At 54.7% G+C, this 22,058-nt stretch carries 21 protein-coding genes; 13 read left to right on the forward strand and 8 right to left on the reverse strand.

The genetic code is table 11. The annotated features are described in order from the left end of the window. The first annotated feature begins 13 nt into the window (after nt 1–13). The 10 genes from D6851_RS14595 to D6851_RS14640 all read left to right on the forward strand — a co-directional run bounded on the left by D6851_RS14595 (nt 14) and on the right by D6851_RS14640 (nt 9,372). Nucleotides 14–466, forward strand: a complete 453-nt coding sequence (locus D6851_RS14595; protein WP_120325641.1) for a GatB/YqeY domain-containing protein — start codon at nt 14–16, stop codon at nt 464–466. A gap of 10 nt (nt 467–476) precedes the next feature. Next, nucleotides 477–2,384 carry a DNA primase gene (gene dnaG, locus D6851_RS14600; protein ID WP_120325642.1) on the forward strand — a complete coding sequence of 636 codons (1,908 nt, stop codon included), beginning with the start codon at nt 477–479 and terminating at the stop codon, nt 2,382–2,384. A 10-nt stretch (nt 2,385–2,394) separates the two neighbouring features. Next, nucleotides 2,395–4,410 carry an RNA polymerase sigma factor RpoD gene (gene rpoD / locus D6851_RS14605; RefSeq protein WP_120325643.1) on the forward strand — a complete coding sequence of 672 codons (2,016 nt, stop codon included), beginning with the start codon at nt 2,395–2,397 and terminating at the stop codon, nt 4,408–4,410. A gap of 11 nt (nt 4,411–4,421) precedes the next feature. Then, nucleotides 4,422–4,997 (forward strand): DUF2059 domain-containing protein, encoded by a 576-nt coding sequence (locus D6851_RS14610; protein WP_120325644.1) that lies wholly within the window; start codon nt 4,422–4,424, stop codon nt 4,995–4,997. Between the two features lie 265 nt (nt 4,998–5,262). Then, nucleotides 5,263–5,712, forward strand: a complete 450-nt coding sequence (gene rpiB / locus D6851_RS14615; protein ID WP_120325645.1) for a ribose 5-phosphate isomerase B — start codon at nt 5,263–5,265, stop codon at nt 5,710–5,712. Between the two features lie 56 nt (nt 5,713–5,768). Then, entirely contained in the window at nt 5,769–7,046 is a 1,278-nt protein-coding gene (glyA, locus tag D6851_RS14620) for a serine hydroxymethyltransferase (protein WP_238474129.1), read from the forward strand. Nucleotides 7,047–7,048: 2 nt separating this feature from the next. Beyond that, on the forward strand, nt 7,049–7,510 hold the full coding sequence (gene nrdR, locus D6851_RS14625) for a transcriptional regulator NrdR (protein WP_120325647.1): 462 nt from the start codon (nt 7,049–7,051) through the stop codon (nt 7,508–7,510). Then, on the forward strand, nt 7,503–8,246 hold the full coding sequence (locus D6851_RS14630; protein WP_120325648.1) for an RNA methyltransferase: 744 nt from the start codon (nt 7,503–7,505) through the stop codon (nt 8,244–8,246). Before nrdR ends, D6851_RS14630 begins: the two co-directional genes overlap by 8 nt. A 208-nt stretch (nt 8,247–8,454) precedes the next feature. Continuing rightward, the gene (gene rpsD / locus D6851_RS14635; protein ID WP_120325649.1) at nt 8,455–9,069 is read left to right on the forward strand and encodes a 30S ribosomal protein S4; all 615 of its coding nucleotides are present in this window, start codon (nt 8,455–8,457) and stop codon (nt 9,067–9,069) included. Between the two features lie 120 nt (nt 9,070–9,189). Further along, complete coding sequence (locus D6851_RS14640; protein WP_120325650.1) at nt 9,190–9,372, forward strand: hypothetical protein; 183 nt, start codon at nt 9,190–9,192, stop codon at nt 9,370–9,372. A gap of 5 nt (nt 9,373–9,377) precedes the next feature. On the opposite strand, the gene tgt is transcribed toward D6851_RS14640, so the two are convergent. Continuing rightward, nucleotides 9,378–10,502 (reverse strand): tRNA guanosine(34) transglycosylase Tgt, encoded by a 1,125-nt coding sequence (gene tgt, locus D6851_RS14645; protein WP_120325651.1) that lies wholly within the window; start codon nt 10,500–10,502, stop codon nt 9,378–9,380. Between the two features lie 54 nt (nt 10,503–10,556). Between tgt and D6851_RS14650 the strand changes: the two genes are divergently transcribed. Then, nucleotides 10,557–11,315 (forward strand): TSUP family transporter, encoded by a 759-nt coding sequence (locus D6851_RS14650; protein WP_120325652.1) that lies wholly within the window; start codon nt 10,557–10,559, stop codon nt 11,313–11,315. Here the strand turns inward: D6851_RS14650 and D6851_RS14655 are convergent. From D6851_RS14655 to D6851_RS14680, 6 genes are all read right to left on the reverse strand, one after another. Then, the gene (locus D6851_RS14655) at nt 11,312–14,101 is read right to left on the reverse strand and encodes a bifunctional diguanylate cyclase/phosphodiesterase (protein ID WP_120325653.1); all 2,790 of its coding nucleotides are present in this window, start codon (nt 14,099–14,101) and stop codon (nt 11,312–11,314) included. The genes D6851_RS14650 and D6851_RS14655 overlap by 4 nt on opposite strands. A gap of 117 nt (nt 14,102–14,218) precedes the next feature. After that, the gene (gene queA, locus D6851_RS14660) at nt 14,219–15,247 is read right to left on the reverse strand and encodes a tRNA preQ1(34) S-adenosylmethionine ribosyltransferase-isomerase QueA (RefSeq protein WP_120325654.1); all 1,029 of its coding nucleotides are present in this window, start codon (nt 15,245–15,247) and stop codon (nt 14,219–14,221) included. A 37-nt stretch (nt 15,248–15,284) separates the two neighbouring features. After that, the gene (locus tag D6851_RS14665; protein WP_120325687.1) at nt 15,285–15,962 is read right to left on the reverse strand and encodes a peptidylprolyl isomerase; all 678 of its coding nucleotides are present in this window, start codon (nt 15,960–15,962) and stop codon (nt 15,285–15,287) included. 79 nt (nt 15,963–16,041) lie between these two features. Continuing rightward, nucleotides 16,042–16,557: a pantetheine-phosphate adenylyltransferase gene (gene coaD / locus D6851_RS14670; RefSeq protein ID WP_120325655.1), complete on the reverse strand. Its 516-nt coding sequence runs from the start codon at nt 16,555–16,557 to the stop codon at nt 16,042–16,044. Next, a complete protein-coding gene (locus tag D6851_RS14675; protein ID WP_120325688.1) occupies nt 16,554–17,459 on the reverse strand; it encodes a polyprenyl synthetase family protein in 906 nt (301 codons plus the stop codon). Before D6851_RS14675 ends, coaD begins: the two co-directional genes overlap by 4 nt. Nucleotides 17,460–17,463: 4 nt before the next feature. Continuing rightward, nucleotides 17,464–17,712 carry an exodeoxyribonuclease VII small subunit gene (locus tag D6851_RS14680; protein ID WP_120325656.1) on the reverse strand — a complete coding sequence of 83 codons (249 nt, stop codon included), beginning with the start codon at nt 17,710–17,712 and terminating at the stop codon, nt 17,464–17,466. A 131-nt stretch (nt 17,713–17,843) separates the two neighbouring features. Here D6851_RS14680 and purL point away from each other — a divergent pair, with 131 nt between their 5' ends. Further along, nucleotides 17,844–20,048 carry a phosphoribosylformylglycinamidine synthase subunit PurL gene (gene purL, locus D6851_RS14685; protein ID WP_120325657.1) on the forward strand — a complete coding sequence of 735 codons (2,205 nt, stop codon included), beginning with the start codon at nt 17,844–17,846 and terminating at the stop codon, nt 20,046–20,048. A 78-nt stretch (nt 20,049–20,126) separates the two neighbouring features. Here purL and serB read toward each other — a convergent pair whose 3' ends face one another. After that, the gene (gene serB / locus D6851_RS14690) at nt 20,127–21,011 is read right to left on the reverse strand and encodes a phosphoserine phosphatase SerB (RefSeq protein ID WP_120325658.1); all 885 of its coding nucleotides are present in this window, start codon (nt 21,009–21,011) and stop codon (nt 20,127–20,129) included. On the opposite strand from serB, the gene miaA reads away from it, so the two are divergent. Further along, nucleotides 21,004–21,963 carry a tRNA (adenosine(37)-N6)-dimethylallyltransferase MiaA gene (gene miaA, locus D6851_RS14695; protein ID WP_120325659.1) on the forward strand — a complete coding sequence of 320 codons (960 nt, stop codon included), beginning with the start codon at nt 21,004–21,006 and terminating at the stop codon, nt 21,961–21,963. The genes serB and miaA overlap by 8 nt on opposite strands. Nucleotides 21,964–22,058 lie beyond the last annotated feature (95 nt).

A 22,058-nucleotide genomic window follows, 5' to 3' on the forward strand; every position in this document is an offset into this window, starting at 1 on the left:
AAAGACACGATACATGCTGCGCGATACAATCAAAAAAGCCCAGATTGCAGCGATGAAGGCCGGCGAGAAGGAGCGGCTTCACGCCGTTCGCCTGATCCTCGCCAAGATCAAGGACCGCGACATCGAACAGCGCGGTTCCAGTGCGGAAATCGCCGATGACGATCTGGTGACCGACGTTTTGCAGAAGATGGCCAAGCAGCGCCGCGAATCGATCACCATGTATGAAGAAGGTGGCCGCACCGAACTCGCTGCACAGGAAAAGAGCGAACTCGCAGTGATCGAGGAATTCCTGCCGCAGCAGATGGATGAGGCCGAAACCAGAGCCGCGATCGATCAGGTCAAAGCCGATACAGGCGCCGAAGGCATGAAGGATATGGGCAAGGTCATGGCTGAACTCAAAGCGCGCCATGGCGCCACGCTCGATATGAGCAAGGCCAGCGCGCTGGTCAAAGCGGCTTTCTCCTGAAGGTATAAAAGTGGCCCTGTCCCCCCAATGGCTTGATGAACTCCGTGCGCGGATCACGCTTTCGAGCGTGATCCAGCGTACCACCAAGCTGCAAAAGGCAGGGCGCGAGTGGAAAGCCTGCTGCCCTTTCCACAATGAAAACACACCCAGTTTCACGGTCAGCGACGAAAAAGGCTTCTATCACTGCTTCGGCTGCGGCGCGCATGGCGATGTCATCCGCTGGATGACCGATCAGCGCGGCCTGTCCTTCATGGATGCGGTGAAAGAACTGGCCGAGGAAGCGGGGATGGAAGTGCCCCGCCCCGATCCGCGCGAATCCCGGCGGGCGGAGCAACGCGCCGGATTGCACGATGTGATGCAGGCTGCGCAGGACTGGTTCCGGCATAATCTGTCCGCCCCCGAAGGCAAAATCGCCCGCGATTATCTGGCGACCCGGGGGTTCGATCCGCATACGATAGAGCGTTTCGGATTCGGCTATGCCCCGCCCGGCCGGACCGCGCTCAAAAACGCTCTGCCCGCTATCGAAGAAGCCATGCTGATCGAAGGCGGCCTGCGAATCGCGGTGGAAGGACGCGACACTTACGATCGCTTCCGCGAACGCCTGATGCTGCCCATTCAGGATGCCCGCGGCAGGGTCATCGCCTTTGGTGGACGACTGCTCGATTCCACACGAAAAGACGCACCTAAATATCTGAATTCGCCCGATACACCTTTGTTCGACAAAGGCCGGACGCTATACAACCTCCACCGCGCAGCCCCCGCCTCGCGCCAGTCGAACCGGCTGCTGGTGGTGGAAGGCTATATGGACGTTATCGCGCTTGCCGCGCATGGCATAGAGGAAGCCGTGGCCCCGCTCGGCACTGCGCTGACCGAGCGGCAGATCGAATTGCTCTGGCGGGTGGTGGAATGCCCGGTTCTGTGTTTCGACGGGGATGCCGCCGGGCAGCGCGCTGCAATGCGCGCCGTTACCCGCGCACTGCCGCTGCTGCGCCCCGGCCACTCCTTCGCCATTCTGCGCCTGCCTGCCGGAATGGACCCGGACGACCTGCTGAAACGCGACGGGCGCAAGGCAATGGAAGATTTGCTGGCGAAACCGCACAGCCTGCTCGAAACGCTGTGGCTGCATGAAATGGACGCTGCACCGCTGCATTCGCCCGAAGACAAGGCCGGCCTGAAAGCGCGATTGCTGGAGCATGTCGATACGATTCAACATCCCGATATACGCTCGCTCTATCGCCGCGACCTGATGGACCGGTTTTCCGCTTTTGCTTTTCCCAAACGCGATTTTGGCGGGTCACGCCCCCCGGCCAGAGGACAAATGCAACGCGCAAGATGGACGAAAGACAGGCTTCCCGGCCTGCTGCCCGATCATGCTGCGCGGCTGAAACGCGCCATCGCCGGCGGCGCGCGCGACCAGCTTACCCAGGCGGTTTTGACCGGATTTATGCGACATCCGCAGGAAATCGCCCGCCATGCAGAGGCCCTTTCACGCCTCGCTGCGGCCGAGCCTGCACTGGCCCAATCGATAGATCATCTCTTCGAACTGTCAGAAATACTTGAAGAGCAAGGGTCTAATACCATATCAGCATCGACAGATATCGTGGCGCCGCCGGATAAAACCCGCTTCTCCTTCCTGATGGAAGGTTCCGATCCGCTGACTGTGCGTGACGATTTGGCCGAAGCCGTTTCCTTGCTGGTCGAGAGGCCTGCACTCGATTCGGCTATCGCAAAGGCCACCGCTCGTTTCGATAGCGATCCGGAAGGGTCCTGGGCAGAACAGCAAAGGCTCAGGAAACGAAAGCTGGAAATCGAGTCGCGACTCGGGCAAATGGCTAGAAAGCGTGCCGCCGCTCCGGCGCAGACAGAATCAACGCAGAGCGCTTCTCCGGAAGTCTCTGACGAACACAGAATGGACTGAAGCGAGACTTATGGCGTCTGAAGCCAAAACAAAGCAAAACGAAGATGCCCCGCTGATCGATCTCAACGAGGCTTCCATCAAAAAGCTGATCGCCAAGGCCAAGCGCCGGGGTTACATCACCTATGATGAGCTGAACGAAGCCCTGCCGCAGGACCAGATGTCCTCCGAGCAGATCGAGGACGTGATGTCGGCGATTTCCGAAATGGGCGTCAATATCGTCGAGAATGACGAAGACGCGCAGGAGGAAGAGGAAGCGGCGGTAGACGACATTGCCCCTTCCGACGGTAATGACGGGGATTCGCAGGCCAGCCCGCAGAAGAATGTCGCCGAAAAGCCCAAGAAGGAATCGGGCGACCGGACGGACGACCCCGTGCGCATGTATCTGCGCGAAATGGGTGCGGTCGAACTGCTGAGCCGCGAAGGCGAAATCGCCATCGCCAAGCGAATCGAAGCCGGTCGCGACACGATGATTATGGGCCTGTGCGAAAGCCCGATCACGTTCCATGCCATCATCACCTGGTCCGAAGCCCTCAATAATGAGGAAATGCAGCTTCGCGAGATTCTCGATCTCGATGCCATGCTGTCGAAAGAACCGCCGGTCGAAAAAATGGCTGAAGACGCCGAAGAAGATGACGGCGAAATCAGTGAAGAAACCGCCGGCCCTTCCTTCAAGGATGACGAGGACGATTCCGACGAGGATTCGGACGAAGACGGCGAAGAAGGCAGCAGCAGCCGCAATGATGACGAGGAAGAGGACAACACGCTTTCCCTCGCTCAGATGGAAGCGGCGCTGAAGCCCGATGCGCTGGAACGCTTTGCCCGGATCACCGATCTGTTCAAAAGCTTCGAGAAGATTCAGGCTGAGCGTGTCGATGTGCTGGGCCGCGGGGAAGATTTCCCTGCCTCGCGCGAACAGGAATATGAAGATCTGCGCGAACAGCTCACCGCCGAGGTGGAAAGCGTGCAGTTCCACGCGACCAAGATCGAATATCTGGTCGATAATCTTTATGCCTTCAATCGCCGTCTGACCGCTCTGGGCGGCCAGATGCTGCGTCTTGCCGAACGCCACAAGGTCAAACGGATCGATTTCCTCAAGGCCTATATGGGCAATGAGCTGGACGATAACTGGCTCGCCACGGTGGCCAAGAAGGACAAGAAATGGGCCGCCTTCGCCACCAATGAAGCCGATGCGGTCGAGCGTATCCGGGCGGAAATCGCCGATATTGCCAGCCAGACCGGCATGAGCCTCGAAGAATTCCGTCGCATCGTGAATATGGTGCAAAAGGCGGAACGCGAAGCGCGGATCGCCAAGAAGGAAATGGTCGAGGCCAATCTGCGTCTCGTGATTTCCATCGCCAAGAAATACACCAATCGCGGATTGCAGTTTCTCGACCTTATTCAGGAAGGCAATATCGGCCTGATGAAGGCGGTCGATAAATTCGAATATCGTCGCGGTTACAAATTCAGCACTTATGCGACCTGGTGGATCAGGCAGGCCATCACCCGCTCGATTGCGGATCAGGCGCGCACGATCCGTATTCCGGTTCATATGATCGAAACGATCAACAAGCTGGTCCGCACGAGCCGTCAGTTCCTCCACGAACAGGGCCGCGAACCGACGCCGGAAGAAATGGCCGAGCGGCTGTCCATGCCGCTCGAAAAGGTTCGCAAGGTGATGAAGATCGCCAAGGAACCGATCAGCCTCGAAACGCCGATCGGCGACGAGGAAGATTCGCATCTGGGCGATTTCATCGAGGACAAGAACGCGATCATTCCGGTGGATGCCGCCATTCAGGCCAATCTCAAGGAAACGGTCACCCGCGTTCTCGCCAGCCTCACACCGCGTGAAGAACGCGTGCTGCGGATGCGTTTCGGCATCGGCATGAACACCGATCACACGCTGGAAGAAGTCGGCCAGCAATTCTCGGTGACGCGCGAACGTATCCGTCAGATCGAAGCCAAGGCGCTGCGCAAACTCAAACATCCGAGCCGCAGCCGCAAGATGCGCTCTTTCCTCGACCAGTAAGGCGGATTTTCATGAAAACTCTTGGTTGTGCCATGGCTTTGACCGCCATGGCCCTGCCCCTTTCCGCTTTCGCGCAGACGGAAACCGAACAACAGGCTCCGGCTGTGGACAGTGCGAAAATGGCGCTTGCCCGGCAAATCGTCGATCTCGGTTTTCCCGAGGGGCAGCGTGAAGAGATGTTCTTCGGCGCGATCGATTCGATGGTTGCGCAGATGAACCAGGCCATGGCGGACGAAACCTTCGCCAACGATCCGCAACTGAAAGCAAAGCTGGAAGAGCAGAAAGCCGCGATGATCGCGGAAATGAAAACGGTTCTCAGCCGCCACATTCCTGCGCTGATGGATGGCTGGGCCACGGCCTATGCCGCCGAGTTCAACGAAAAAGAACTGCGCGACATTCTCGCTTTCGTCTCGACCGAAACCGGCAAAAGCTTCTTCATCCGCAATGCAATGCTGACCGAACGGCCCGAATTTCAGGCTGCCACCCGGCCATATATGCAGGACGTCATGGAAAGCGCCGATAAATGGCAGGGCGTCTTCATGAAGACCGTCCTGTCTTCGATGGAAGGTGACGCAGGCAGTCAGTAAATCGGGCGGCCGATCTGAAAAGCTCCGTCGCTTTGCCGATATATCGACATAAATGTTTAAAAGCCCGTCCGGTGCCCGCCTGCACCCGGCGGGCTTTTTTATGGCCCCGTTCTCGCGCCTTATGGCCCTCTTTGGTGCCTGTCTGGCCCCGTTCGACCGGCCATTTTTCGCATAAAACAATGTCGGGAGCCTTTGGGGTGGCAACCGGCTGGCTGAAGTCCTATGGGAGCGGCAACCGACTCCCGTAACGGAACCGTCATAACCTATGCGCATCGCAATTGCATCCGACCACGCCGCTTTCGACCTCAAGAGCGAACTGAAAGAATGGCTGATTTCCGAAGGGCATGAAGTCGCCGATCTCGGCCCCGAAACGGCGGATCGTGTGGACTATCCCGATTATGGCTATAAGCTGGCCGAAGTGGTCGCCGAAGGGACGGCCGAACGCGGCATAGCCCTTTGCGGATCGGGTATCGGCATTTCCATAGCCGTCAACCGCCATCCCGCCCTCCGCTGCGCTTTGGTGTCGGAACCGCTCTCTGCCGCGCTGAGCCGCGAACATAACAATGCGAATGCCATCGCCATGGGCGCCCGGCTAACCGGCATCGATATGGCCAAGGCCTGCATTACCGCCTTCCTCACCACCGACTTCGCTGGCGGCCGTCATACCGCGCGAGTCGCCAAACTTTCCCAAATTCCGCAGGATGCCGGACAATGAGCACAATGACCGCACAGGACACCAATCTCGCTTCTCCCTCGCAGAAAAGCCCTGATATGAGCCGTTTCTGGACCGACACTGTCGCCGCGGCCGATCCTGAAGTAGCCGATGCGATTGCGCAGGAACTCAACCGTCAGCGCGACCGGATCGAGCTGATTGCCAGCGAAAATATCGTCAGCAAGGCCGTGCTCGAAGCCACCGGCTCGGTTTTCGCCAACAAATATGCCGAAGGCTATCCGGGCAAGCGCTATTATGGCGGTTGCGAATATGCCGATGTTGTCGAAAACCTTGCCATAGAGCGCGCCAAAAAGCTGTTCGGTTGCGAATTCGCCAATGTGCAGCCCCATTCGGGCAGCCAGATGAATCAGGCCGTGTTTTTTGCTCTGATGAAGCCGGGTGACACCTTTATGGGGCTCGACCTTTCCGCCGGCGGCCACCTCACCCACGGTTCGCCGGTCAATATGTCGGGCAAATGGTTCAATGCCGTCAGTTACGGCGTTCGTGAGGACGATCAGCGGCTCGATATGGAGCAGGTCGAACGACTTGCTAAAGAACATAAACCCAAGGTCATAATTGCTGGCGCCACTGCTTATCCGCGCCTGTGGGATTTTGCGAAATTCCGTGAAATTGCCGATGAAGTGGGCGCTTATCTGCTGGTCGATATGTCGCATTTCGCCGGACTGGTGGCAGGCGGTCAGCACCCCTCCCCCTTCCCGCACGCCCATGTCGCTACGACCACCACCCATAAGAGCCTGCGCGGCCCGCGTTCCGGTGTCATCCTGACCGACGATCCAAAGCTCGCCAAGAAGTTCAATACTGCCGTATTTCCGGGGCTTCAGGGTGGCCCGTTGATGCATGTCATCGCCGCCAAGGCTGTGGCCTTCGGTGAAGCTCTGCGCCCTGAATTCAAACTCTACGCCCAGCGCGTCGCAGAAAACGCCAAAGCGCTCGCGGCAAGTCTTCAGGACAATGGCGTTGGCGTGGTTTCCGGCGGCACTGATAATCACCTCATGCTGGCCGATCTCTCCTCTCGCGGGGTCAACGGCAAAGCGGCTGAACACGGCCTCGACCGGGCCTATCTGACCTGCAACAAGAACGCGGTACCGTTCGACCAGTTACCGCCCGCCCTGACTTCCGGCATTCGTATCGGCACACCGGCAGCCACCACCCGTGGCTTCGGCGTGGAGGAATTCCGCAAGGTCGGTCAATTAATCGCTGAAGTGGTCGAAGGTCTCGCACGCAATGGCGATGAAGGCGACGGACAGATCGAAGAGAGCGTCCGCCGCCGCGTCACCGAATTGTGTGAGGCTTTTCCGGTCTATCCGGGTCGTTAAGCATGCGCTGCCCCTTTTGTGCGCATGATGACAGTCAGGTAAAGGACTCACGACCGACCGAAGACAATTGTGCAATCCGCCGCCGCCGGCAATGTTCCGGCTGCGGCGCGCGCTTCACCACCTTTGAACGCGTGCAATTGCGCGAAGTGGTCGTTGTAAAGAATGATGGCAGGCGTGAGAGCTTTCTGCGAGCAAAGCTGGAACAATCGGTTTCCCTCGCCTGCCGCAAACGCGATGTGCCGCAAGAACAGCTCGACCAGCTTATCTCCGGTATCCAGCGTCAAATCGAAACTCTGGGCGACAGCGAAATTCCTTCCGGCAAGATCGGAGAAATGGTGATGGAAGGTTTGCGTCTGCTCGACAGCGTCGCCTATATTCGCTTTGCCAGTGTCTATCGTGACTTCAGTGAAGCCCGCGATTTTGAAGAATTTGCCAGTACTGTGCGCGATGTGGCCCATGATTGAGCTGCCTAAAGATCATATTCCTGTCTTTGTGCTGGTTCGGCCTCAACTTGGTGAGAATATCGGCAAGGCAGCTCGCGCCATGCTCAATTTCGGGCTTGCGGAAATGCGCTTGGTAGTGCCGCGTGACGGATGGCCTAACCCGTCTGCCGGACCGGCAGCATCGGGTGCAGACATTGTACTCGAAAATGCACAGATTTTCGAAACAACAGCCGAAGCGGTCGCAGACTGTGCGCATGTTTACGCTACAACGGTCCGCAAGCGCGGCGTAACCAAACCTGTCGTGACGCCAGCTCAGGCCTCTCAGGAGATCGTGAGCCAGCAGGGACGCAGCGCCATTCTGTTCGGCCCCGAACGCTCTGGTCTGGAAACCGATGACGTGGCCCTTGCCCGCAAAATTCTGACCGTGCCGATCAATCCGGAGTTTTCTTCTCTTAACCTCGCTCAGGCCGTGATCCTGTGCGCCTATGAATGGTCCCGACATCAACATCTGGTGCAACCGACCCAGGAAGACGTTCTGCCGCCAGCTCCGCAAGAGGACCTGGACGGACTTATCCGCCATTTTGAACGGCTGCTCGAATCTAAAGGCTATTTCTTTCCCGAAACGCGGACCGATGCCACAAAACGCACGCTACGCGGTATTTTGACACGGCCGGGCTGGAACCATCTCGAGGTCCGGACGCTGCGCGGCATCCTGTCTTCGCTATCCCGCCCATCACGGGACAGAACAGAGGGTTGACCTTCACGTCAAACCTGCTAACCGCGCGCCTTCACTTGGACGTAACTCACGCCATATGGACGTAACTCACGCCATAACAGCATGATGATCGTTCGATTGGCCCCGCATCCCGGTGAAGCGGTGGCCGCGGCAAACTATCGGTTTGTCGGTGCACTGCCGGGTTGAAGCACCGCCAGAGGGGCGGTGACAGCAAATTGGAGTATGACTTATGTCGAAGCGCAAAAGCGCCAAGTATAAACTTGACCGTCGCATGGGCGAAAACATCTGGGGTCGCCCGAATAGCCCGATTAACCGCCGCTCCTACGGTCCTGGCCAGCATGGTCAGCGTCGTAAAGGCAAGATGAGCGATTACGGCCTTCAGCTGCGCGCCAAGCAAAAGCTCAAGGGCTATTACGGCGATGTTACCGAAAAGCAGTTCCGTCGTACTTATGGTGAAGCCGCCAAGATGAAAGGCGATACGGGCCAGAACCTGATCGGTTTGCTCGAACGCCGTCTCGATATGCTCGTTTACCGTGCAAAATTTGCACCGACCATCTTCGCCGCGCGTCAGATCGTGAGCCACGGCCATATTCGCGTGAACGGTGTGAAATGCAACATCGCATCGCGCCGTATCAATGTCGGTGATGTTATCAGCCTTGGAGACAAAGCCAAAGAAATGGCTCTGGTCATCGAAGCACAAAGCCTGCCCGAGCGTGAAATCCCCGATTATGTCGCTGCGGACGGTACCGACAAGGTAAGCTTCACTCGTGTTCCGACACTGGACGAAGTTCCCTATCCGGTAACAATGGAACCGAATCTGGTCGTCGAATTCTATTCGCGCTGATCGGTTACAAAAACAGGCAAAAGAGGGCGGTCTTTCGAGGTCGCCTTTTTTTATGCGACTCGTCGGATTTTTGGGATAAATCAAGGAACTGTAACAATTGGCGGGCATTGAGCCCATGCCATGACAAAGTTTCGTTTCGTGACCCCAAATCGCATCGGCAAATGGTATGCCGACCTCGAACTCGCCCAGCGTTTTGCACATACGATCGGGGCCGGTTTTCTCGACAGCAGGAGCGGTCGTTTTGTTGCCTATCCGGGCACAAAACTGGAAACATCTTCCGGCGAAACATTTATCGCCGGATAACGCACCTATTTGCGACAATAATCGTGACGGAAATCCGCTGCGAACCGGGCAAAGCGGTTTTCCGCAATGGCCTGACGCATTGCTTGCATCAACTGCTGATAAAAGCTGATATTGTGTTCCGTCATCAGCATCGCACCAAGAATTTCACCTGATTTGATAAGGTGGTGAAGATAGGCACGGCTGTAAGTGCCACAAGTCGGGCACGCGCATCGTTCATCGATGGGGCCGCTATCTTCTCCAAAACGCGCATTACGCATATTAAGAGGGCCATTCCAGGTAAAAGCCTGCCCGTTACGCCCTGAACGACTGGGCAGCACGCAATCGAACATATCGACACCGCGTTCCACAGCACCAACCAGATCATCCGGCTTACCCACTCCCATCAGATAACGAGGCCGGTCATCGGGAAGCTGTCCCGGGGCAAAATCGAGCGTAGCAAACATGGCCTCCTGCCCTTCCCCTACAGCAAGGCCGCCAATCGCATATCCGTCAAAACCAATATCGATCAGCGCATCGGCACTACGTTTGCGCAACTCTTCATCCAATGCGCCCTGCTGGATACCGAACAAAGCCGAACGAGACGCATGTTCTCCCCCCGAATCGAAACCGTCGCGACTGCGTCTCGCCCAGCGCATCGACATTTCCATCGAGGTCTCGATCACATCACGCGGCTGATCGGCGCGCGGGCATTCATCGAAAGCCATGACGATATCGGAATCCAGTAAGCGCTGAATTTCCATCGAGCGCTCAGGTGTGAGCATATGCTTCGAACCATCGAGATGGCTACGAAACTCAACGCCCTTCTCAGTCAGTTTGCGCAAATCGGACAGACTCATCACCTGATAACCGCCGCTATCGGTCAGAATCGGGCGCTTCCAGTTCATAAACTTGTGTAACCCGCCCAGGCGCGCAATCCTTTCAGCCCCCGGTCGCAGCATAAGGTGATACGTGTTGCCGAGAATAATATCGGCACCCGTCGCCCGGACGCTTTCCGGTTTCATGGCCTTCACAGTGGCGGCCGTCCCTACCGGCATAAAAGCCGGTGTACGGATTTCTCCCCGTTTCATGGAGATTGTACCAGTCCGGGCCTTGCCCGAACGCGCGTGAATGGCAAAAGAGAAGCGTGTCATCAGGCCGCGCGCATAGGCCGATCTTGCCCGTCGCGCAATCGGAGGAAATTCCCAATGGAGATAGAACCCTGGCTTTTTGCGGCCCTGACCTGCCTTGCGGTTTTTACAGGCTTTGTCGACGCCGTGGCTGGCGGTGGTGGACTCATTGTAATGCCTACCCTTCTTGCAGCCGGAATTCCCCCTCAAAATGCGCTCGCAACAAACAAGCTGCAATCCACTTTTGCCACAGGGATGGCCTGTCGTACTTTTCTCAAAGCCGGAATGGTCGATTGGCGAACCTACCTGCCCTCCGCGATTATGGTCTTTATCGGAGCCTCGGCAGGCGTACTGGTGGTAAGTCAGATCGACACGTCTGCCCTGCAACTCATCATTCCGATCCTGCTGCTCGGAGTAGCCGCTTACGTCATCTTTTCACCACGGATGGATGACAATCACGGAAAACCACGCATTTCTGCCAAAGCCTATGCAGGGCCGGCTGGGGGAATCGCATTCTACGATGGTTTTTTCGGCCCCGGAGCGGGCTCTTTTTTCATTGCAAGTGCTGTTGGCCTGCGCGGACTGGGACTGACACATGCCACCGGGCTATCCAAAATGCTCAACTTTACCAGCAATATCGCCACGCTCATCATATGGGGGCTATCCGGCAAAACGTATTGGGCACTCGGCATCTGTATGGGACTGGCTGCCGCAACCGGCAGCTTTATCGGTTCGCATTCAGCCATGCGGTTCGGCTCAAGACTGATACGCCCCGCTCTGATCGTCATCAGTATCGCGCTGACGACAAAGCTTCTCTATGATTATCTCACAGGTTAAGAGGATGCAAATTGCAGACTGTTGCCGCCTTCATCCCCTTCACGATATTCTCCGGGTTTGCCAAAATAATAGCCTTGCGCTTCTGCGCAATCCATCGCGCGCAGAAGCGCAAGCTGCTGCTCATTCTCCACCCCTTCCGCCAGAACTGGTAAACCAAGGCTTTGCCCCAGAGCCAGAACTGCACGTATAATTGCCTGCGCATTTTCGTTGTCACAGCAATCGGCAAGAAAAGAGCGATCGATCTTGATCTTGTCGAACTCAAAAGAGTTCAATGTATCGAGGGAGGAATATCCCGTCCCAAAATCATCTATCGCCACTGACACACCCAACGCCTTTATCCGCCGCAAATTGGTTAGTGCTCGCAGCTTATCATCGATAATAGCGGTTTCGGTAATTTCCACTTCAAGTCGTGACGCTGGCAATCCTGCCTCAAGCAAAGATTCAGTAATGATTCTCGGCAAATCCATCTGGACAAGCTGTATCGGAGAGATATTGACCGCGACCTTATAGGGCTTGCTCCAGCTTGCGGCATCCCTGCAAGCCTGCCGAATAACCCATTCACCCAACGGGATAATTAGACCGTTCTGTTCCGCAGCATCGATAAACCGATCAGGCGTGACCATACCATATTCGGGATGCATCCAGCGCAACAACGCTTCGTAACCTATTGGCTCGCCTGTCGCGACACAGCATTGCACCTGATAAAGCAGCTGAAATTGCTGATCTTCCAACGCATTGAGAATATCCGCCTGCAATACACGTCTATTGCGGACATCTTCATCCATTTCCGGCTCATAGTAGCAGCAACGGCGCAACGGCTCCTTTTTGGCGCGAGAAAGTGCCAGATCCGCATTGGAGAACAAAACTTCCGTATTTTCAGCGTCCTGCGGATAGACAGCTATGCCCACGCTGCCGGAGATAATGCCTGCTGCTCCACCGGGCAGCGTAATATTCGTTATCGCGCTTTCCAGTGACGAAGCAAAAGCATTGATATCAGAAGTGCTGACTACTCTTTTAAACACAGCGAATTCATCGCCGCTTAACCGGGTGGTAATGACACCTTCCCCAATGGCATGCCGTATGCGCTGAGCCACCATCTGCAGCAATTCGTCGCCCACTGAATGGCCGAACTTGTCATTTACATCTTTAAAACGGTTAAGATTAAGCATGGCAAGCACCACGTTTCCTTCGTGGCCCCGCATCTCTTCAATCTGTTGATCCAGCAATTGGCGGAAGAAGGAACGATTCGGTAAGCCAGTCAAAGAATCGTGGCTCGACAAGTGCTTAATGCGTTTTGCTGATCGATGGCTTTCACTCACATCGTCAAAGGTACTGACCCACCCACCATCGAGCCGTGGACGCTCCGAAATGCATAGGAAAACGCCATCCTTGCGTTCAATCGTGAAGGCACCTCCGTCAGGGCTCGCCATGAACCGATCATGTGCATCGAAAGCACGGGCGCGACGATAATCTGCCTCTTCACCGTCAAAATCAGCAAGGACCAGATCTACCAGGTCCCGGAAGGAGCGCCCAGGCGTCAGATCGTCCATGCTCAAATCGAGAATTTCGGCGGTACGGCTATTGCTAAGAACCAGTTTTCCCTTCGCATCGAACAGACACAGGCCCTGGCGCATATTTTCCAATGCCGCATCCAGATTAGCCGACAGTTCCGAGACCTGTTCTTCAAACGATTTGCGTTCAGTAATGTCACGCGTCACCTTGGCATAGCCGCGAAGAGATCCATCCTCTTTATAAACCGGTTCAATAGTGACATCAGCCCAGAACCAGGTTCCATCCTTGCGATAGCGCCGCCCCTGGGCATTGAACGCACCATCTCTACGTGCCCGCTCAAGGGCTATTTGGGGCCAGGAGCGCCGACGATCCTCTTCAGAAAAGAAGGTCGAGAAGTTCATACCGATGGCTTCTTTCGCGCTGTATCCCTTCAGGCGTGCGGCCCCCTTGTTCCAGGTCATGATGTTACCTGAGGGATCGAGCAGGTAGATCGCTGTGTCCTGAATACTTTGGATCAAAACACCAAATTCACGATTGCTGTGGAACAAGCGAATTTCGTTTTGTAGCTCGATAAAAACGGCAGTGATTGTAACTCCCAGCATGATAAGAGCAGTTAATCCGACTATGCTCGCCAACTCCGTGCTGGAGAGCAACATGCCTGTTGGTGCAACATAATCTCCATCGGCCACCGTGATGGCCGCCATGCCGACGAAATGCAGTATCAAAACCGCAACAACAAAGCTCACCGCCCCCATTGTTGAGCGGAACAGATTGTGAGGCCCTATCAACAGCGGGAAAGCCATAGTCGTAAACACTATGCCGCCAATCACAGATGCGCCAACTAGCAATGGTTGCCAGACAATCATGTGCGCATAACTGGCTCCTGATATGCCGATATAATGCAGAAGGCACACGCCCAGGCCGGCCACAGCCCCACCGGCATAGGGGTAAATTCGTCCATTGAAGTCAAACGCCAGTTTTAGCGCAATCCAAATAGCGCCCTGACCGATCAACAGAGAAAGAACTGTAGAAAACAGGCTATATTGTACGTCGCCAGGCATCGAGTAGCCGAGCATCGCGACAAAGTGCGTAGCCCAGACACCAAAGCCGATCAAACTTGCTGCAAGCAGCAAAGTTCTATTCCGGTTATATTTATTTTCCTGACTTACAAGGAAACGGAGCATAAGCGCAGCAACACACGTTGTTGCGATACAGATAAAAGCTGCAAAGATCACCAGCCTCATATCGTGGCTGTGTTCGAGAAACGCGACCATGAAACATCTCTATTAACCAGACTAACCCTTTATACCGAGGGTTTGGTAAATAAATATTTTCCAAAGACGTGTTTTCTCTCAATCCATTACAGCTTCTTCCGATTGTATGTCAGTGATTCAAGGCAAAAGCAGTGAAGAATCCCCATAGCTGTAAAAGCGATAACGCTCCGCGATAGCTTCTGCATAAACGGCCTGCATACGCTCCAGTCCCATCAAGGCGCTAACCAGCATAAACAATGTAGACTTCGGCAGATGAAAATTGGTCATGAGCCCGTCAATTGCTCGGAAACGATAGCCTGGTGTGATAAAAATCGACGTGTCGCCTGAGAAAGGCTGAATCTGCCCCTCCTCATTTACTGCGCTTTCCAGAAGGCGCAGCACTGTTGTGCCGACGGCAATCAATCGCCCGCCATTCTGTTTCACCTGGTTGAGGCGACTGGCGGTTTTCTTGTCAATACAGCCCCATTCCGCATGCATCTGATGATCCTGGGTATCATCAGCTTTAACCGGAAGAAAAGTGCCTGCGCCCACATGCAAGGTTAGCGTCTCAAGCCCGATCCCAGCACCCTCCAAAGCGTTCAGTAAGTCCGGTGTGAAATGAAGCGCTGCAGTAGGCGCCGCTACTGCACCGTCTTTCTCGGCAAAAATGGTCTGATAATCTTTTCGATCTGCTTCATCCGTCGGTCGCTTACCAGCAATATAAGGCGGGAGAGGCATACGGCCTGCCCGCTCTAACAGTACTTCGACGGGCTCATCGCCTTTAAAAAACAGGGTCCAGCTTCCATCTGGGAGCCGTTTTTCGGCAATTGCTGTCACGTTGGCGCCAAATCGAATCAAATCACCTTCATGTAAACGCTTGGCGTTTTTCACAAAGGCCTGCCAGCGCCGCAGATCGATCCTTTTATGCAATGTTGCCCCGATTCGGGCCTCTCCACGTAAACCTTCAAGTTGTGCAGGAATTACGCGGGTATCGTTGAACACCAGCATATCCCCCGCCCGCAACAGTTGAGGCAAATCACGAACCTGGCGATGAACGAAGGGCTTACCTCCATCGACATGAAAAAGACGAGCCGAATCGCGTGGCCGGGCAGGCCGTAAAGCGATACGTTCAGGAGGCAATTCAAAGTTAAATAGGTCTACGCGCATAAATTGCGCCTAGTCATGTTTAAGCTGGTTGAAAAGCTTATTGGCTGTCCGAATTGCTCAGCATATCAGCCGTAATGTCTTCCGCATCCGCATCGGCTGCACCTGGCATCTTCTGAGGCTTATTGTCCGACGCGATTGACGCCTGAAGAATGCGGGTCGGATTTTCCGGCGGCTCGCCGCGCGCAATCGCGTCAACACCGTCCATACCGCTAATCACGCGCCCGAAATTGGTATAGCGGCGATCAAGCGAAAAACGCGGATAGAACACAATGAAAAACTGGCTATTTGCGCTATCTGGATCGGAAGCACGGGCCATTGAGACTGTTCCGCGGACATGCGGCATCGGATTGAATTCCGCCTTGAGATCAGGGAGGTCGGATCCGCCTTGCCCCGTCCCTGTCGGATCCCCGGTCTGCGCCATAAAGCCATCGATTACACGATGGAAAATCACGCCATCATAGAACCCGGCACGCGTAAGTTCCTTTATCCGTTTCACATGATTTGGTGCCCAGTCAGGCATCAGACGAATGGCCACGCGTGCGCCATTCGACAAATCTAGGAACAAAATATTATCGCGATCCTTTGTCAGGTCGAAATCGACCGCAATTCGCATCTGGGGCTTTTCCGGAGACGTGTCGGAATCCTGTGCCATTACAAAGGCGGGGACGAGGCCCATCAGCACAGCAAGAAATGCTGTCAGCAGACGTTTCAACATGATGCGATCAATATCCTTGAACTTATTCTGGCCGTTGCCTTTAGCGATGCACCGCTGACGGTTCAATGAACGCATTTGCTCAATATTCGCCCAGGCGGCCAAACTCTTCCACACGAGCAACAACCTGTTCACGCACCGCAGGGCTGACAAAAGGAGAAATTTCACCACCGAAACGGGCGATCTCCTTTACCAGTTTGGAAGCAATTGGTTGCAGGCTGACATCTGCCATCAAGAATAATGTTTCAATTCCTGAATTGAGTTGCTGATTCATACCCGCCATTTGATATTCATATTCAAAATCCGCAACAGCGCGAAGACCACGTACTATCACAGCTGCCTTCTCATGCTCTGCAAATTTCATTAGCAGAGCATTGAACCCCTTCACTTTGACATTTTCTACACCCAGCCTTGCGACTTCGGCTTCGACCATCTTCATCCGCTCTTCGGGTGCAAACATTGGATTCTTCGATGGATTTGTCGTCACGCCAATTATCAACTCGTCAACCAGTTTCGCCCCGCGACGGATAATATCTGCGTGGCCCAGCGTGATAGGATCGAAGGTCCCAGGATAGATGCCGATGCGTGGTTCACTCAACGGTCTCGCTCCACCACAAAGCGCGCTACGGCCCGCAACAAATCCGCTTCCTTACCATAAGCGCTAAGATGACCGATAGCCTGTTCGATTAGCGCCTCTGCCTGTTCTCGCGCCCGGTCCGGGCCCAGAACAGATACAAAGGTCTGCTTACCTTGTTCAAAGTCCTTACGCAGAGCTTTGCCTGCTTTTTGCTCATCGCCATCGTGATCCAGCAGATCATCAGCTATCTGAAATGCAAGCCCGATATCTCTAGCATAATTACGTAACAGAGCACGGCCTTCCCGCGGAACGCGTCCCAAAATAGCGCCCAGTTCCACAGCTGCTCCAAGCAGGGCTCCAGTCTTCAATTGTTGCAGACGCGTAATCGTATGAAGATCGAGTTCTTCGACTTCTGCCGCCATATCCATCATCTGCCCGCCAGCCATACCGTTATAGCCGCTTGCTATGGCAAGAGTATAAACGAGTTCGGAACGTACAAAGGGATCGGTGCTGGTTTCAGGAGCCGCAATAATTTCAAATGCCAAGGCATGGAGGGAATCCCCAGCGAGAACCGCCGTTGCTTCATCGAAAGCCTGATGAACGGTCGGCTTGCCATGCCGCAAATCATCATCATCCATACAAGGCAAATCGTCATGGATCAGCGAATAAACATGTATCGCTTCCACTGCGCATGCTGTGCGAATAGCAGATTCGCGAGATACGCCATGCATGCTGGCGACGGCGGTTAACAACAGCGGACGCACACGCTTGCCACCGCCAATTGCAGCATAACGCATTGCTTCAATCAAGGTTCTGCGGCTGTCCTGCGGAACAGGAAGGAGAGAATCGAAGGCTGCGTCCACCTCATGCTGAACCTCCTGCAACTCCCGCGCGAGAATGTCATCTGCCAGAATGAGGCCCATGGTGTCAGCCGCCGTCAAACGGCGCAGTGCCGACAGGCTTGCCATCCGAACCGGCGACAATCTTCTCAATCCGCGCCTGCGCCGTATCTAGCCGCGCCTGGCAATGTTTGCGCAGCTTTTCACCACGCTCATAAAGATCGATCGATTCGTCGAGCGGGACTTCGCCTCCCTCCAAACGCCGGACGACGTCCTCCAGAGCGCGCAGCGCATCTTCGAAACTCATTTGCGAAATATCGGCGGCCTGTTGCTCCATGGCTTAAGCATTGGCCGCGCAGAACGCGCCGGTCAAGCCTAGCTTTAAAGCAACGGCTTCATGCGATTTCCGGAACTGGGTGCATTCAGATGACTAGCGCTTGGGCGCCACCCTCGCTAAAGGCGCTTTCCATGTCCGAGATCACATCTGAAATTGTCGCCGCCCACGGGCTCAACAGCGAAGAATATGACCGTGTGCTCAACGCACTGGGCCGAGAACCGAACCTAGTAGAGCTGGGTATCTTTTCAGTCATGTGGTCAGAACATTGTTCTTACAAAAGTTCGCGACTGCATCTGAAGAAATTACCAACCGAGGCCCCCTGGGTGATCTGCGGCCCAGGCGAAAATGCCGGTGTGATCGATATTGGCGACGGACAGGCCGCTATTTTCAAGATGGAAAGCCATAATCATCCCTCCTATATCGAGCCCTATCAAGGCGCGGCGACTGGCGTCGGAGGTATCTTACGCGATGTGTTCACAATGGGAGCTCGCCCTATTGCCAATATGAACGCATTACGTTTCGGCCGCCCGGATCATCCGAAAATGAGGCATCTTGTGCAAGGTGTGGTTTCAGGAATTGGCGGCTATGGCAATTGCGTTGGCGTGCCGACCGTCGGCGGTGAAACTAATTTCCATAAGGCTTATGACGGCAATATCCTCGTCAATGCGATGACCGTTGGTGTAGCCGATACGGACAAAATCTTCTATTGTGCGGCCACTGGTACTGGTAATCCAATCGTTTACGTCGGCTCCAAAACCGGTCGTGATGGTATTCATGGCGCCACCATGGCCTCGGCCGATTTCGATGAAAAATCCGATGAAAAGCGTCCAACTGTGCAGGTAGGCGACCCCTTCACGGAAAAACTTCTCATCGAAGCTTGCCTCGAACTTATGGCAACCGATGCTATCGTTGCCATACAGGATATGGGCGCTGCAGGCCTCACTTCCTCCAGCGTGGAGATGGCCTCCAAAGGTGAAGTCGGTATTCGGCTCGATATGAATAAGGTGCCTTGCCGGGAAGAAGGCATGACGCCTTATGAGATGATGCTGTCAGAAAGCCAAGAGCGCATGCTCATGGTCCTGAAGCCCGGTAAGGAAAAGATGGCTGAAGAAATCTTCCGCAAATGGGAGCTCGATTTCGCAGTCATCGGCGAAGTGACCGATACCGGCCGAATGCAACTTGAATTTGACGGGCAGACCGTATGCGATATTCCACTCGCTCCTCTTGCAGACGATGCTCCTGAATATGACCGCCCGCATGTTCTGCCTCCCAAACCGGCCGAACTGAGCGATACACCGGAAAGCGACAATATAGCAGGCGACCTGACCAGATTAATGGCCTGCCCTGATCTCGCTTCACGGCGATGGATCTGGGAACAATATGACAGCCAGGTCGGCGCCGACACAATGCAAAAATCGGGGGGCGATTCTGCGGTTGTGCGTGTTCATGGTACGCGTAAGGCATTGGCTATCAGTACGGATTGCACACCCCGATATTGTTATGCCGATCCGGTCGAGGGCGGCAAGCAAGCTATTGCTGAAACTTATCGCAATATTAGCGCTGTAGGCGCCCTTCCCCTTGCCGTGACCAATTGTCTCAATTTCGCCAACCCCGAGCGACCTGAAATCATGGGCCAGTTTGTCGGGTGTCTCACAGGCATGGGCGAAGCTTGCCGCGCGCTCGATTATCCAATCGTCTCTGGCAATGTCTCGCTTTATAATGAGTCGAAAGCTACGGGCGGAGGAAGTGCGATTTTACCCACCCCCGCCATTGGTGGCGTCGGTCTTCTCGAAGACTACACTAAAATGGTTACGATTGGCTTCAAGAATGAAGGTGATGCAATTCTCGTAATTGGTGGCGAAAGAAATGGTCATTTGGGACAGTCGCTATTTTTGCGCGAATTGCATGGGCGGGAGGAAGGCCCCGCTCCGCATGTCGATCTTGAGCTCGAAGGCAAAGCTGGAACACTAATCCGCAAATTTATCAAGGATGAAGCATTGAGTGCGGTGCACGATTGCGCAGACGGAGGTATTGCCGCAGCAGTTGCCGAAATGGCTCTTTCCGGCAATCTGGGCGCACAGATCGGCATGCCTGCCGATCATACTTCAGCTGCCGGCTTTTTCTTCGGAGAAGATCAGGGCCGTTACATCGTGACAACAAAGAATGCGCTGCCCATCATCGAGGAGGCCGAAGGCTACGGCCTTAATGTGGTATTGCTCGGTCAAACCGGAGGAGCCGCCCTTACAATTCGTGCCGGCGAAGCAGAAAGTAGCGTTTCATTGGCCGATTTACGCGAGGCGAATGACAGCTTTTTCCGCGACTGGATGAAAGGCTGAAGTCACTGTGAGCTCCTGTTTTTATAACAGGAGCTCACTCTCTTTCCGTTCCTGAAAATGGCTTAACTCACCAGGAATTTATGCGGCTACCCAATCACTTTCGGGAATATTGAGCAGTTTCAAAATAGCGGTGAGATCACCGCAATTTACCCAACCATTGGCTGCTTCGCGCGCCTTGGGTTTGGCATGATAGGCAATGCCGTAATGCGCGGCCTGTAACATAGGGATGTCATTTGCGCCATCACCAGTGGCAAGCGATACAGCCCCCTCACCTATCCGGTTACGCTCTTCCAAAAGAACTTTTTCCTTTACTGAACTGTCGGTGATCGCCCCTGCAAGGTTTCCGGTCAGCCTCCCATTTGCAGTCGCTAAACGATTACCCACCACTCGCTCAAACCCGAGATCATGAGCAACGCGATCGGCAAAATGATGGAAACCGCCAGTCACCAGCACGGTATGGCATCCATAACTTTTGAGCGTAGCCACAAGCGTCTGAGCACCTGACATCGGTTTAATCCGCTCAGCCAGGCAACGGTCAATCGCATCTTCTTCCAGCCCTTCGAGCAATCCGACACGTTCACGCAGTGCGCTTTCAAAATCCAGCTCACCTTGCATAGCCCTCTCAGTAATACCGGCGATCTTATCCTTAATGCCCGCAAAATCGGCCAGTTCATCAATGCATTCCTGGCCTATCATGGTTGAATCCATATCGGAAACGAACAGATTCGGAATATTAATTTCCCTATCGCTCATCAGCACATCCGAAGGGACGAAATATGTATCGATTACACGGCGCAAAACAGCCGGATCACCTTCAGGCAGCATTAGCTGGAGCACTTCACCGCAAAAATCGAGCATCTGGACATTGGCGATCTGCAGGCCTTCAGCTGCTAATGCCCCGCTGGCTGCATCAAGACTTGCCTTAAGCGTATTCTGATCTGCTATCAGCCTGGCTATGAGCACTGGGCATTCTCCTCAAAAACAATCGGTGGCGCTCATCGCAGGGCCAACCGCCAGCGGCAAGAGCGATCTTGCTGTCCGTCTTGCGCTGGAATGGGAAAAATCCGGTGGTTCAGCACTGATCATTAATGCGGACAGTGCTCAGGTCTATCGCGATCTGGCCGTTTTAAGCGCAAGACCGACCAAAGAAGATATGTGCGGAATCGATCATGTTCTGTTCGGTGCATGGGATGGAGCAATGCCGTGCTCAGCAGCAGATTGGGCGATGAAAGCCAGACGTGAAATTGAAACAGCACATTTGGCTGGCCGCCTCCCCATTATCGTTGGTGGCACAGGGCTGTATATACGCACTTTGCTCGATGGTATCGCCCCCATCCCTACCATTGATCCAAGCGTACGCGCAAAAATACGAAATTTGCCCGTTGATAAAGCTTATGCGGCTTTGCGGCTCGAAGATCCTGAAAGGGCCGCACAACTTCATCCTGCCGACACAACGCGCGTGGCGCGCGCACTCGAAGTAGTACGCGCCACCAAGCACACCCTTACTTACTGGCAAAGTAAGCGGACAGGCGGCATTAGCGATACTATTAATCTGCACCCGCTAATACTTTTGCCTCCACGTGAACGCCTTTACGCTCGCTGTGACAACCGTTTTGCAGCCATGCTCGATCATGGCGCTGTCGGAGAGGTACGAACGCTTCTAGCGCGAAAACTCTCACCTCAACTCCCAGTTATGAAAGCAATCGGTGTGCCTGAAATAACCGGCTGGCTCGATGGGTCGTTGAGTCGCGACGAAGTGCTTGCAAAAGGCGCCCAGGCGACACGGAATTACGCCAAGCGGCAATATACGTGGTTTCGCAAGCAACCACCACAAGATTGGAAGCGAGTAGAATCACATAACTTATCAATTTCTAGCTATTTTGAAATATTATTCCAACAACATAGGTTGACATAACATTTTTGTTTTCCTAGTCAAGCTCGCGACGCCGGATTTTGGTCTGGTCTAGAGTTGGAGAGGGAGACCCGGCATGAGCTTTCGTGCCGGGTCCG

The organism is Altericroceibacterium spongiae (assembly GCF_003610805.1).
GTDB classification, from domain to species: domain Bacteria; phylum Pseudomonadota; class Alphaproteobacteria; order Sphingomonadales; family Sphingomonadaceae; genus Altericroceibacterium; species Altericroceibacterium spongiae.